Here is a 13606-nt window from a genome sequence, read left to right as displayed (position 1 = left end):
ATTGTCTCCCCTGCCGGAATGCCTGGAACGACCCGCGCAACTGGCCGCGCGGGGCTGGCCCGCCGGGACTGTCATCTGTCAATGTTGCGTCAGGGTAGTCAACAATACTGTCGGTCGCGCGCTGATTCTGTGGCCGCGCGCACCAAGCCCCCGAGGTCAAAGAGTCACCCATGAAGATTGCCGTTCTCGACGATTACCAGGACGCTGTACGCAAGCTGCCGTGCTTTTCCCTGCTGGAAGGGCACGACGTCAAGGTCTTCAACAACACCGTCAAGGGCGTGGGCCAGCTGGCCGCGCGGCTTTCGGACGTGGAGGCGCTGGTCCTGATCCGCGAACGCACGCGGGTGACGCGCCAATTGCTGGAAAAGTTGCCCAAGCTCAAAATCATCAGCCAGACCGGACGTGCCGGCAGCCATGTGGATCTGGAGGCCTGTACCGACCGTGGCGTGGTGGTGCTGCAGGGTGTCGGGTCGCCGGTGGCGCCGGCGGAACTGACCTGGGCGCTGATCATGGCCGCCCAGCGGCGCATTCCGCAGTACGTGGCCAGCCTCAAGCACGGGGCGTGGCAGCAGTCGGGGCTGAAGTCGACCACCATGCCACCGAACTTCGGCCTGGGCCAGGTCCTGCGCGGCCAGACGCTGGGCATCTGGGGATACGGCAAGATCGGCCGCCTGCTGGCCGGCTATGGGCGCGCCTTCGGCATGAACGTGCTGGTCTGGGGGCGCGAGGCGTCGCAACAGGGCGCCCGCGAGGACGGACTGAATGTGGCCGAATCGGTCGAACAGCTCTTTACCGACAGCGATGTGCTGTCGCTGCACCTGCGCCTGGCCGACGAGACGCGCGGCATCGTCAAGCTGGCCGACCTGCAGCGCATGAAGCCCACGGCCCTGTTCGTCAACACGAGCCGCGCCGAGCTGATCGAGGAAAACGCGCTGGTGGCGGCGCTGAACCGGGGGCGCCCGGGCATGGCGGCCATCGATGTCTTCGAGTCGGAGCCGATCCTGCAGGGCCACGCGCTGCTGCGCATGGAAAACTGCATCTGCACGCCGCACCTGGGCTATGTGGAGCGCGACAGCTACGAGCTGTACTTCCGCACCGCCTTCCAGAACATCCTCGACGTGCTGGACGGCAAGCACGACAGCATCGTCAATCCCAAGGCCCTCACGCCCGCGCTGAACCGCTGAACCGCTGAACCGCTGAACCCGACGGACCGGGCGCCGTTTCCGCGGCGCCGGCCACCCCGGACAGACGCCGCCGCATGCCCCCCGCATGCCCCCCGCGTGCGTCTGTTTGCCCACATTCCACCCCTTCCAGCGCGCGGACGAGCCGGTACACTCGGTTCAAAACGTCAGCGCGTGGCACCTGCGTCCCGGTGCATGCGCGCAGGCCCCGCACACGCAAGGAGGGCGTCCCGTGGCCGAATCCGATCCGCGTCCCAATCCCGCAGGCGCCGGTGGCACGGCCGTTGGCCGTCTGCTGGCGATCAATGTCGGCGTGGCCCTGCCCCTGGTGGTGGCCGGGGCCGGCACCGAGGCCGTCGTCATGTCGGCCATCCGCAAGCATCCGCTCAGTACCCTGCATCATCCGATTGCCGTGGGCGTGCACCGCCTGGGGCTGGCGGGCGACGAGCAGGTGGACCGCACCATCCATGGCGGACCGGGCCGGGCCGTGTATGCCTATCCGATCGAACACTACACATGGTGGAACACGCGCCGCCGCGAGGCCGGCGTGGAAGAAGCCGAGCGGCCGCTGGCCTTTGGCGCGCTGGGCGAAAACCTGACGACCCAGGGCCTGCTGGAGACCGCGCTGTGGGTGGGCGACCGTGTGCGCGTCGGTGAGGTCGAATTTGTGGTGGAATCGCCACGCCGCCCGTGTTACAAGCTCAACGCCGCGATGGGCTATGCGCAGGCCGTGCGCGACATGACGCACAGCGGCTTTTCCGGCGTCTATCTGAGCGTGGCGCGGCCGGGTGTGATCCGCGCCGGCGACACCCTGCTGCTGTTGCCCGGCCCCCGCCAGATCCCGCTGGCCTGCCTGAACCCGCGCCCCGGCGCGTGATTCGCCGCCCGGCGGGCGCATCCCCGGGCAAGACCGCGTTAGTCCCAAGTTGAGTCGTCACGCTTTTCTGATAATGTTTTGCTTCAGATACAAGCAATTCGACCGACTCTTTCCCGCTGGTCCGGACATCCTCCCCGAGATGCTGTAATGGCTTGTAATACATCGTACTTTGCCTAGAAGGCGCAATGCGGTACTAGTAGCGATTTGCGCGGGCATGACCGGGTCCAAGAATCCGGGGCCATTTGGGGAGCGCGCCATGCGGCATTTGAGGGTCCTCACATGAAAACAGACGGGATCGACCAGCCGAAAGGCTTCGTCGATGGCAACTGGAGCGCGTCCACTTCGACGGGACGCGGCCGCGCTTTGCCCTGGGTGGCTATCGCAGGGCTGGTGGTGCTGGCCCTGGCAGGCTGGTTTGGCTGGAAGGCGTGGCTGGCGCCGAAACCGGCGGCCAAGGGGCCGGCCGTCACGACGGTGAGCACCGCTGTGGTCCGGCAGTCAGACGTGCCCGTGGAGGTCACCGCCAACGGCACCGTGACCGCGATGCAGACCGTGGACGTGCGTCCGCAGGTTTCCAGCACCGTGCGTACCGTCCATATCAAGGAAGGCCAGTCCGTGAAGCCGGGCGACCTGCTGTTCACGCTGGACACGCGCATGGACGAGGCCAACCTGGCCCGCGCACGCGCCCAGCTGATGCGCGACCAGGCCGACCTGGCCGATGCACGCCGCACGCTGGCCCGCAGCCAGGAGCTGCTGCAGCGCAATTTCATCTCGCGCAGCGCGGTGGATACCGCCCAGGCCAAGGTGGACGGCTTCGAAGCCACGATCCGGGCCGACCAGGCGGCCATCGAGGCCGGGCGGGTCGCCGTCAGCTACGGGCAGATCCGCGCCACCATCGGCGGCCGGACCGGGGTGATCAACGTGTTCCCGGGCTCGCTGGTGACCCCGGCCAACACCACCACCACGCCCGCGATGGTGACGATTGCCCAGATCGCGCCGATCACGGTCATGTTCACGCTGCCCGAGCGCCAGCTGGCCTCGCTGCGCGAGGCGCTGCAGGCGGGCCCGGTGACGGTGTCCGCGCAGCCCAACGACGGCAATCCGGCCCCGGTGAGCGGCAAGATCACGTTCGTCGACAACACGGTGGACCCGCAATACGGCAGCATCCGCGTCAAGGCGATGTTTCCCAACGACGAGCACCGGCTCTGGCCCGGCACCTACGCCAACGTGAACGCCACGGTGCAGGTGCTGAAGAACGCGCTGAGCGTGCCGCCGCAAGCCGTGGTGACGGGGCCGGAAGGCCGCTTTGTCTATATCGTGCAACCCGACAGCAAGGTGGCCCGCGTGCCGGTCAAGGTGGTGGTGACCACCGCCGCCGCCGCCGTGGTGGAAGGCGTGCAGCCGGGTGCCCGCGTGGTGACCGAAGGCGCGCAGAACCTGCGTCCGGGCACGCTGGTGCGCGAGGCCGCCGCGCGGGGCGCTTCGGCGCCGGCCGCCGCAGCGCCGGCATCGGCCAATCGCGGACATTAAGACCATGTCGCTGTCCGAGCTCTGTATCCGCCGGCCCGTGATGACGGTGCTGCTGTGCCTGGCCGTCATCGTCACGGGCATCGTGCTGTACCCGACGATTCCGATCGCGGCCCTGCCCAGCTTCAACTCGCCCGTGATCCAGGTCACGGCCACGCTGCCCGGCGCCAGCCCCGAGACCATGGCCGCGTCGGTGGCCACGCAGCTGGAGAAGCAGTTCGCCACGATTCCGGGCGTGACGGTGATCAGCTCGTCGAACACGCTTGGCAATTCGAGCATCACGATCGAATTCAACAGCGACCGCAATATCGACGACGCGGCCGTGGACGTGCAGGCCGCGCTGTTCCGCGCGCAGCGGTCGCTGCCGATCGAGATGACGGTGCCGCCGTCGTACCGCAAGGTGAACCCGGCCGATGCGCCGGTGATCCTGCTGGCGATCAACTCGCCGTCGATGAGCCTGGGCGAACTGAACGCGTTTGGCGACAACCTGATCTCGCCCACGCTGGCCACGCTGCCCGGCGTGGCGCAGGTGCAGATCTTCGGCCAGAAGCGTTTTTCGGTGCGCGTGCGCGCCCACCCCGACGCGCTGGCGGCCCGTGGCATGACGCTCGACGAGCTGGCCACCGCACTCAATCGCGCCAACGCGAACACGCCGGTGGGTACGCTGGACGGCGCGCGCCAGACGCTGACCATCCAGGCCAACCGCCAGATGACCAGCGCCGACGCGTTCCGCAACATCATCGTGGCCAGCCAGCCCAGCGGCGCCGTGGTGCGGCTGTCTGACGTGGCCGACGTGGAAGACAGCGTCGAGACGATCAAGACCGGCAGCTGGCTCAACAACGAGCGGTCGATCGTGCTGGCCGTGCTGCGCCAGCCCGACGCCAACACGGTGGCCGTGGTCGATGCCATCAAGGGCGCGCTGCCGCGCCTGGTGCAGCAGATGCCGGGGTCGGTCAACGTGAGCGTGGTGAACGACCGCTCGAACTCGATCCGCGAGTCGATCCACGACGTGCAGTTCACGCTGGCGCTGACCGTGGCGCTGGTGGTGATGGTGATCTTCCTGTTCCTGCGCCGCGCGGCGGCCACGCTGATTCCCACGGTGTCGCTGCCGATTTCGCTGATCGGCACCGTGGCGCTGATGAAGGCGTTCGGCTACAGCCTGGACAACGTGTCGCTGCTGGCCATCACGCTGGCCGTGGGCCTGGTGGTGGACGACGCCATCGTGATGCTCGAGAACATCGTGCGCCACATCGAGGAAGGCGTACCGCCGCTGAAGGCGGCGCTGGTGGGGTCACGCGAGATGGGCTTCACCATCCTGTCGATCTCGATCTCGCTGGTGGCGGTGTTCATCCCGATCTTCTTCATGCCGGGCGTGATCGGCCTGCTGTTCCACGAATTCGCCGCGGTGGTGTCGCTGTCGATCCTGGTGTCGGCGCTGGTGTCGCTGACGCTGATTCCAATGCTGTGCGCGCGCTTCCTGTCGGCCGAAAACGTGCCGGTGGACGAATCGCAACATGCCTATGGCGATCACGCGCCCGGCGCGCCCGTGCATCCCGTGCAGCAGAAGCAGACCATCGGCCTGCGTGCCACGCAATGGTTCGAAGACCTGTTCGAGTGGACACTGCACAAGTATGCGCATGGCCTGGACTGGTGCCTGGCGCACCGCCGCGTGGTGCTGGCGGCAGCGGGTTTGACGTTCGTGCTGACCGCCGTGCTGTTCGTGAAGATCCCCAAGGGCTTCTTCCCCGAGGAAGACATCGGCCAGATCCAGGTCAACGCCGAAGGCCCGCAGGATATCTCGTTCGACGCCATGTCGGACCGCCTGCGCGATGCGGCCGAGCGCATCCGCGCCAACCCCGCGGTGAAGAGCGTGGTGGCGTCGATTGGCGGCGGCCCGTCGCCGGCCATCAACACGGGCCGCATGTTCGTGGAGCTGAAGCCGCTGGGCGAGCGCCCGAAGATGCCGCAGGTGGTGGAATCGCTGCGCAAGGATGTGTCGGGCGTGCCGGGCCTGCAGGTGTACTTCTCGCCGGTGCAGAACCTGCGCCTGGGCGGCCGCCAGAGCAAGAGCCGCTACCAGTACACGCTGCAGAGCGTGAAGTCGGGCCAGTTGCAGGAGTACAGCGACAAGCTGATGGCGAAGATGCGCGCCGAGCCGGTATTCCGCGACGTGACCAGCGATTCGCAGCAGTCGGGCCTGGAGGCCCAGCTGACCATCGACCGCGACAAGGCCAACGCGATGGGCGTGCAGATGCAGGACGTCCGCGCGGCGCTGTACACGGCCTTTGGCGAACGCCAGGTATCGACGATCTATACGCCGATCGACAACTACTACGTGATCCTCACCGCCGCCGATGTCGATCGTGTGGACGAGACCGCTTTCTCCAAGCTCTACGTGCGCAGCAAGACCGGGCAGATGGTGCCGGTGTCGGCGTTTGCCACGACCGAGCGCCGGGTGGGCCCGATTGCGGTGAACCACCAGGGCCAGCTGCCGTCGGTGACCGTGTCGTTCAACCTGGCGCCGGGCGCGGCGCTGGGCGATGCCTCGAAGCTGATCGACCGCTTCAGCCGCGAAATCGAGATGCCGTCGTCGATCTTCACCAGCTGGGGCGGAGACGCCGCCGTGTTCCAGTCGTCGCAGGCCACGCAGGTGGTGCTGCTGGTGGCGGCCATCGCGGTCATCTACACGCTGCTGGGCGTGCTCTACGAGAGCTACATCCATCCGCTGACCATCCTGGCCGGGCTGCCGTCGGCGGCCATCGGCGCGTTGCTGACGCTGTTCCTCTTCAACGTCGAACTGTCGCTGATTGCAACAATCGGCGTGCTGATGCTGATCGGCATCGTCAAGAAGAACGCAATCATGATGATCGACTTCGCGCTGGCGGCCCAGCGCGAACAAGGGATGGCGCCAAGCAGGGCCATTCGCCAGGCCTGCCTGCTGCGCTTCCGCCCGATCATGATGACCACGTTCGCCGCCGTGATGGGCGCCCTGCCGCTGGCCCTGGGCCTGGGTGCCGGCGCCGAACTGCGCCAGCCGCTGGGCCTGGCCGTGGTGGGCGGCCTGCTGTTCTCGCAGGTCATCACGCTGTTCATCACGCCGGTGATCTACCTGGCGCTGGACCGTTATTCGGGCACCGGCCCGCTGCAGATCGACTCGGAAGGCAATCCGCTGGAAGCGAAGCAGCCCGAGGCGGTTGCACACTGACTGACACCAGGGGTGCGCCCCCCGCCCCGCGCGGGACGGGGGGCCATTCCGGTCCCTTATCCGCGGCTTCCCCCACTGATTCCCGTAAACAGGTGCGCAAGTCACCTGGCACAGCCATCGTGCCGGTGCTATCTTGGCTGGCCGGGGCCTTGCCCCTGGCAACTGCCCGCCCCGGCCCGGGCCGGGCGGGCAGATCCGCACATCGATCTACAAAAAGAATTGCATTTTGAAATACATGCGTCTCGTTATTCGTCGCATGGATATCCGCGCTTGACCATGACCCCTACCCTGCTTGAAACCTTGATGTACGACGTTGGCCAGCTGTTCCTGTATCCGACGCTGGCGCTGATCGGGCTGCTGTTCCTCTATGCGTTCTGGGCGCTTGGCGATTTTGCGATGCAGGCCTGGTTGCGCGGTCGCCATCCCGTCAGCTCGGGCCGCGGTTATCCGCTGGTCGCCTGGGCGCGCCGGCACAAGGTGAGCCACCCCGACGCGCTGGACGTCACGGCGCACAAGCTGCTGGAACGTCCGCGCATTGCCACGCGCGTGGCACCGATGCTGGGCCTGGTGGCCACGATGATCCCGATGGGGCCGGCGCTCAAGAGCCTGTCCGGCGGGAATCTGGCCAATGTCGGCGAGAACCTGACCATCGCGTTCTCGGCCGTGATCCTGGCGCTGATCGCGGCCAGCATCACGTTCTGGGTGGTCAATGTGCGCCGGCGCTGGCTGGCCGAGGAACTGGTCTGGCTGGGCCAGTCGCAGCCGCAATGGGAGTCCGAGGCATGAAGTTCCTGGAGGAGAGCGAGGCCGACGATCCGATCCTGTCGGTCGTCAACCTGATCGACGTGTTTCTGGTGGTGATTGCCGCCCTGCTGGTGACCATCGCCCAGAACCCGCTCAATCCGTTCACGCACCAGGACGTGACGATCATCTCCAACCCGGGCAAGCCGAACATGGAAATCGTGTCGCGCCAGGGCGAGAAGATCGTGCGCTACCAGGCCAGCGGCCAGGTGGGGTCCGGCGACGGCATCAAGGCCGGCGTGGCCTATCGCATGAAGGATGGATCGATGGTCTACGTACCCGAGACGCCGGCGGCAGCGAACGGCGGCACCCAGGCACAAACGCAACCGGAGCCCGCCCGGCCATGATGCGCACACCCGTTGTCCTGCTTGCGATGGCGGCGGCGGTGGCGCTTGCCACCGGCTGCGCATCGACCGCCACCCCGCCCCCTGCCACGCCGGCCGCGATCGGCCAGATGTTCGCCGACAAGTCCTACGTGCTGCTGGGCGAAGTCCACGACAGCGCGCCGGCCCAGCAGCAGCGCCTGCAGGCGCTGACGCGTGCGGTGGAAGCGGGCTGGCGTCCGGCCATCGCGATGGAGCAGTTCGACCGCGAGCGTCAGCCCGATATCGAGCGCGCCCGGCGCGAACGGCCGCACGATGCCGACTACCTGATCGAACAGGCGGCCGGCAGCCCGAGCGGATGGGACTGGGCGCTGTACAAGCCCGTGGTGGCGCTGGCGCTGCAGTACGACTTGCCGCTGCGCGCGGCCAACCTGTCGCGGGCCGATGCGGCAAGGATCGTGCGCGGTGGCTATGGCGATGTCTTTCCCACGGACCAGCAGGTGGCGTTGGGGCTCGATGGCGCGTTGCCCGCCGACATCGTGACGGCACAGACTGCCGTGCTCGACGCCGGCCACTGCGGCCATTTCCCGCAGGCCATGTTGCCGGGCATGCTGAACGCGCAGGCTGCACGCGACGCCGTGATGGCGCAGACGCTGCGGCCCTACGCCAGCCGGGGCGCAGTGCTGATCGCGGGCAACGGCCACGTGCGGCGCGACATCGGCGTGCCGCGCTGGCTGCCCGAGCACGGTTCGCGCGTGCTCAGCGTCGGGTATATCGAATCGGATTCGCCCGACAAGGGCTTCGACGTCGTGGTGCGCGTACCGGCGAAGGAGCGCGACGACCCGTGCAAGGGGGCGGTGATGGGGAGGCCGATGAAACAGTGAGCCGCCTGCTTGCATTGCTCCCCTCTCCCATGAAATGGGAGAGGGGTCGGGGGAGAGGGCATTGAGGTTCTGCTTGTCGAATACGGGATTGGATGCGCCACGCCCTCTCCCCCAGCCCCTCTCCCGCTCGCGGGAGAGGGGAGCCGGACAGCGCTAAGTATCCGCCAGCGCGAAACTCAGTTCCGCGCGCAATCCCCGGCCCTGCGTGGCATCGCGCAGCGTCACCTTGCCGCCAAACCTGGCCGCCATCTCGCGCGTGATCGCCAGCCCGAGGCCTGACCCGGGCTCGGTGTTCTCCACGCGCCGGTAAAAGCGCGCAAACACCTTCTCGCGTTCGCGCTCCGGAATGCCGGGGCCATCGTCCTCGACCACCAGCAGCGCGCGGCCGTCGCGCTGTGCGGCCGATAGCGTGATACGGCTGCCGCGCCCCGAGTACTGGATCGCGTTGTGTACCAGGTTGGCCAGCGCCTCGCGCAGCAGGGCGGCGTCCGCGCGGACCGGCAGCGTCAGGCCGGCAGGCCGCTCCCATCCGAAATCCTGCTGCTTGCCGCGCGCCAGCGGCAGGTAGTCCAGCGCCACCTGTTCCGCCACCGTGACGGCGTCGATGATGCCCGCTTCGTCGTCCTGCGTGGCGCCTTCGCGCCCCGGCTGCCGCACGCGCGCCAGGGCCAGCAACTGGTTGGTCAGGCGCGCGGCCTGTTCCAGCTGCGTGACGATGCCGCCGACGGCTTCGGCGGCGGCTTCGCGGGCCGGCTCGTCCTGCCGCAGCTGCAACTGCCGCTGCGCGAATTCCGCCTGGGTCTTGAGGATGGCCAGCGGCGTGCGCAGCTGGTGCGCGGCGTCGGCAATGAACTGCGCCTGCGATTGCGCCATGGTCTCCGAGCGCGATACGTGCAGGTTGACCGCATCGACCAGCGGCCGCACCTCCACGGGCACCACGTCGAAGGCCAGTGGCGCGAGATCGTCGGGCGAACGGGCGCGGACGTCGTCGCGTACCCGTTGCAGCGGCTTGAGCACGTAGGTGATGCCGCCGACCAGGATCACGGCCGACAGCACGATCAGCGCGATATCGCGCAGCAGTGCGCTGCGCCAGACGTTGCCGATCAGGGCGGCGCGCGGCTCTGCCGTTTCGGCCACCTGGATGATGACGCGCATGTTGGCGTCGGGCCGGTAGATGGGCCGCGCCATCGTGGCAACGCGCACCGGATCGCCGTGGTAGATGGCGTCGTTGAAGCGCGGCACGTTGTTGGCCAGCGGGCCCTTGGGCAGCGGCAGGTCGTCGTAGCCGGTCACGGTCTCGATGCCGCCGCCGCGCTCCATCGACACGCGATAGAACACGTGGGTCTGCGCGGCCGTCTCGAACATCTCCATCGCCGCGTCGGGCAGCGTGAGCTGCACGCTTTCGCCAGCCATGCCGATGGCGTTGTCGATGGTGCGGATCGAGCCGTACAGCGAGCGGTCGTAGGCCGTATTGGCGGCATCGCGCAGGGTGCCGTAGGTGAACCAGGTGTCGACAGCCATCATCAGCGCCAGCGCCGGTACCAGCAGGATCAGCAGCTGGCGACGCAGGCTGCCGCGCAGCCACAGCCGCACCGGCAGGCGCGCGCGCTGGCGCAGGTGGCGGCGCCACATGTCAGGCTCCGGCCCGGGGCGGTTCCGTGGCTTCGGGTTCCAGCAGGTAGCCGAACCCGCGCAGCGTGACGATGGTGACCCCGTGGCCGGTCAGCTTCTTGCGCAGGCGGTAGACCAGCACTTCGATGGCGTCGGGGCTCACGTCGGCATCGAGCGAGAATACCTTGTCCAGCAGTTGCGCCTTGGTCAGCGGCTGGCCGCTGCGGGCCAGCAGGGCGCCGAGCAGCGTCGATTCGCGCGGCGTCAGCGACAGCGGTGCGCCGCCCAGCGTAAAGCTGCGGGTCTCGCCGTCGAACACCAGCGTGCCGCATTGCAGGCGCGGATGCGCACGGCCGCGGCTGCGGCGGATCAGGGCGAGGATGCGGGCTTCGAGCTCGGCGATGGCGAACGGCTTGGGCAGGTAGTCGTCGGCGCCCAGGTTCAGGCCGCGCACGCGTTCATCGAGCGTGTCCTGGGCGGTCAGGATCAGCACCGGGGTGCGGTCGTCGCGGCCGCGCATGGACTTGAGCACGGCCAGGCCGTCCTTGCCGGGCAGACGCAGGTCCAGCACCACGGCGTCGTACTCCTCGGCCATCAGGCGCGCTTCGGCCTGCAGGCCATCGGCGACGTGCTCGATCACGAAGCCGCCCTGCTCCAGCGCACGTGCCACCCAGCGGGCCAGTTCCACTTCGTCTTCCACCAGCAGGATGCGCATGCCGGACCTCCTCTGCCCGCTCTTGTCGTGTCTCGCGGGCCGCCCCTGCGTGCCGCGGGCGCCTATAATACCCCCGCCCTGCCCGCAGGTGTCTGCTGGCTGCCTCGCTCACGTCCGCACACCATCGTCCTGTCTTCTCCGCCGCCCGTGCCGCCCCCACCCCCGGAACCGTCCTGCTTCACGCGTCGCCAGTTGCTGCTGGCAGGTGGTGCCATGGCCATGGGGGTCCCGGCGCTGGCCCAGCCAGGGCCGCGTGTGCCGGATGGATATCCGGGCGACTACGCCGACGTCATCGCCCGCGCCCAGCGCGAGGGAGGCGTCACGGTGTACGCATCCACCGACCTGGAAGTGGTGCAGCCCCTGATCCAGGGGTTCGAGGCGCGATATCCCGGCGTGCGCGTGCGTTACCAGGACCTCAACACGCTCCAACTGCATGAGCGGTTCCTGGCCGAGAGCGCGGGCATGGGCCCGGCGCCGCCCAGCCGCGACGCCGCCTACGCCGACGTGCTGTGGAGCACGGCCATGGACCTGCAGATCAAGCTCGTCAACGATGGCCATGCGCAACGCTACGAGTCGCCCGAGCGCCCCGGTCTGCCCAGCTGGGCGGTGTGGCGCGACGAAGCCTGGGGCACGACGTTCGAGCCGGCCGTCATCGTCTACAACCGCAAGCATTTCGCGTCGGCGCATGTGCCGGGCAGCCGCAGCGGCCTGGCGCGCCTGCTGCAGGAGCATGCGCCCCAGTGGCGCGGCAAGGTGGTGACGTACGACGTGGAGCGTTCGGGGGTGGGCTACCTGCTGGCGCAGCAGGACGCCCGCATGGGCAACGAATTCTGGTACCTGGCGCAGGCGCTGGGGCGTGCCCAGGTGCAGATGTCGGCATCGACGGCCGACATGGTCGAGCGCATCGCCAGCGGAGAACTGGTGCTCGGCTACAACCTGCTGGGGTCGTACGCGCTGTCGCTGATGGAGCGCGGCGCCGGGATCGGCGTAATTGCGCCGCGCGACTACACGCTGGTGATGTCGCGCGTGGCATTTATCGCGCGGCGGGCGCCGCGGCCCAATGCCGCCCGGCTATGGCTCGATTACCTGCTGTCGCGCGCAGGACAGGCGTTGCTGGGGCAGTCCACGTCGCAGCTCTATACCATCCGCACCGATACCGACAGTGCGCATACGGCCAATGCCCTGGCCGAGCGGCTGGGCTACGCGCTCAAGCCGATCAGCGTGGGGCCGGGCCTGCTCGCCGCGCAGGACGCCCTGCGCAAGAAGGCCTTCCTCGCGCGTTGGCGCGAGGCGCTCAAGGGTTGAGCCGGGCGGGGTCGGTGGTTGGGGGCGGCCGGGCTGAAGCGGCCGGCGCCGGATGCTATTCGGCGACGACCTGCGGCTGGCGCTCGCACAGCGCCGCCATTTCCTGGTCCAGCGGCGCCATCGGGCGCGGCACGTAGCCCACGCGCAAGGCCGGGGACAGGCGCAGCGTATCGATGAAGGTGTCCGCCAAGCGCTCGGCCTCGCGGTTCAGGTCGAAATCGGTCGGAGAGAACAGCCAGTGGGCCAGCACGCCGCCGATCGCGGCGTGGAATGCCATCACGGCCAGGTCCAGATCCAGGTCTGCCGGCAACTGGCCGCGCTCCATGGCCAGGCGCAGATGCTCGCGCATCTTGACCGTGCCGTCCTGGTGCGACGCGCGCTGGCGTTCGAAGATGGCGCCGTTGTCCTCCACCATCTCGCACTTGTGGAAAATGATCTCGAAGACGCGGCGCCACTGGGGATTGGTGACGGTCTGACGGAACACGAAGGCGCAGATGTCGCGTATGCCGCCGAGCGGATCTTCCTGCAGCGCCAGCCGCTCGGGCGCGCACAACGCTTCCACGGGCAGGTTCACGCGGTCCGCCATGGCGGCGAACACGTCGCTCTTGTTCTTGAAGTGCCAGTAGATCGCGCCGCGCGTGACACCGGCCGCCTCGGCGATGTCCGCCAGCGACGGGCGCGCCACGCCACGGGCGTGGAACACGGCCTCCGCCGCGTCCAGAATCCGGTTGCGCGTCTCGAGTGCTTCTTCCTTGGTACGTCTGACCATTTCCTCTTTTCCCGGGGCCAGTGGATGGCCGTCCGGGTCTCCTATGCCAACGCGCAAATGCGCCGAAGGGCTTCTTTCCAAATTGCTCTACCGCACCGGCGGCCGCATCGTACCTTGAATGGAACAATCGTGCTCACAGGGGCGGAACATTCCAATGCACACAACAGGTGCCATGTGTTGCTAACTGCGCTAATTTGGTAAGCGGGACTTACATACATGCGCGAATGTATCTATACTACTCGCCTGTCCGGATTTCGGCCAAGCCGTTTTTTTGGCCGCCTGCGGTGATCAGCCACCCGCAAGCGCTGGCGTCCGTTTGACTCAAGCATCACTTTTTTAGCCGCCGCGCCCCGCTCCCGGGGCGCGCCTGCTTCCAGCCCAGCCCAGTGTTGGTGTTGGGGGCGGCGC

The 13606-nt window shown here is 68.0% G+C and carries 11 protein-coding genes; 8 read left to right on the top strand and 3 right to left on the bottom strand.

Translation table 11 applies throughout. The features are described 5' to 3' along the window. Positions 1-170: 170 nt before the first annotated feature. The 7 genes from AC24R4_RS16705 to AC24R4_RS16675 all read left to right on the top strand — a co-directional run bounded on the left by AC24R4_RS16705 (position 171) and on the right by AC24R4_RS16675 (position 8798). The gene (locus tag AC24R4_RS16705; RefSeq protein ID WP_400395472.1) at positions 171-1184 is read left to right on the top strand and encodes a D-2-hydroxyacid dehydrogenase family protein; all 1014 of its coding nucleotides are present in this window, start codon (positions 171-173) and stop codon (positions 1182-1184) included. A gap of 229 nt (positions 1185-1413) precedes the next feature. After that, positions 1414-2058, top strand: a complete 645-nt coding sequence (locus AC24R4_RS16700; RefSeq protein ID WP_487523370.1) for an MOSC domain-containing protein — start codon at positions 1414-1416, stop codon at positions 2056-2058. 279 nt (positions 2059-2337) lie between these two features. Continuing rightward, positions 2338-3588 (top strand): efflux RND transporter periplasmic adaptor subunit, encoded by a 1251-nt coding sequence (locus AC24R4_RS16695; protein ID WP_400395338.1) that lies wholly within the window; start codon positions 2338-2340, stop codon positions 3586-3588. Positions 3589-3592: 4 nt separating this feature from the next. After that, positions 3593-6790 (top strand): efflux RND transporter permease subunit, encoded by a 3198-nt coding sequence (locus AC24R4_RS16690; RefSeq protein ID WP_400395340.1) that lies wholly within the window; start codon positions 3593-3595, stop codon positions 6788-6790. A gap of 276 nt (positions 6791-7066) precedes the next feature. Then, positions 7067-7576, top strand: coding sequence for a MotA/TolQ/ExbB proton channel family protein (locus tag AC24R4_RS16685; RefSeq protein ID WP_400397596.1), 510 nt, complete (start codon positions 7067-7069; stop codon positions 7574-7576). After that, a complete protein-coding gene (locus AC24R4_RS16680; RefSeq protein WP_153946262.1) occupies positions 7573-7938 on the top strand; it encodes a DUF2149 domain-containing protein in 366 nt (121 codons plus the stop codon). The genes AC24R4_RS16685 and AC24R4_RS16680 overlap by 4 nt, the downstream gene beginning before the upstream one ends. Further along, a complete protein-coding gene (locus AC24R4_RS16675; RefSeq protein ID WP_487523369.1) occupies positions 7935-8798 on the top strand; it encodes a ChaN family lipoprotein in 864 nt (287 codons plus the stop codon). The genes AC24R4_RS16680 and AC24R4_RS16675 overlap by 4 nt, the downstream gene beginning before the upstream one ends. 153 nt (positions 8799-8951) lie before the next feature. On the opposite strand, the gene AC24R4_RS16670 is transcribed toward AC24R4_RS16675, so the two are convergent. Further along, entirely contained in the window at positions 8952-10430 is a 1479-nt protein-coding gene (locus AC24R4_RS16670; RefSeq protein WP_487523368.1) for a sensor histidine kinase, read from the bottom strand. A 1-nt stretch (position 10431) separates the two neighbouring features. Further along, positions 10432-11124, bottom strand: coding sequence for a response regulator (locus tag AC24R4_RS16665; protein ID WP_092600542.1), 693 nt, complete (start codon positions 11122-11124; stop codon positions 10432-10434). A gap of 213 nt (positions 11125-11337) precedes the next feature. On the opposite strand from AC24R4_RS16665, the gene AC24R4_RS16660 reads away from it, so the two are divergent. After that, positions 11338-12429, top strand: coding sequence for an ABC transporter substrate-binding protein (locus AC24R4_RS16660; protein WP_487523367.1), 1092 nt, complete (start codon positions 11338-11340; stop codon positions 12427-12429). 55 nt (positions 12430-12484) lie between these two features. Here AC24R4_RS16660 and AC24R4_RS16655 read toward each other — a convergent pair whose 3' ends face one another. After that, positions 12485-13198, bottom strand: a complete 714-nt coding sequence (locus AC24R4_RS16655; RefSeq protein WP_400393413.1) for a TetR family transcriptional regulator — start codon at positions 13196-13198, stop codon at positions 12485-12487. Positions 13199-13606: the final 408 nt, after the last annotated feature.

This window comes from Cupriavidus sp. CER-90 (assembly GCF_057652055.1).
The sequence above is the reverse complement of the archived record's forward strand: the minus strand, read 5'-3'. Positions and strand labels throughout refer to the sequence as shown.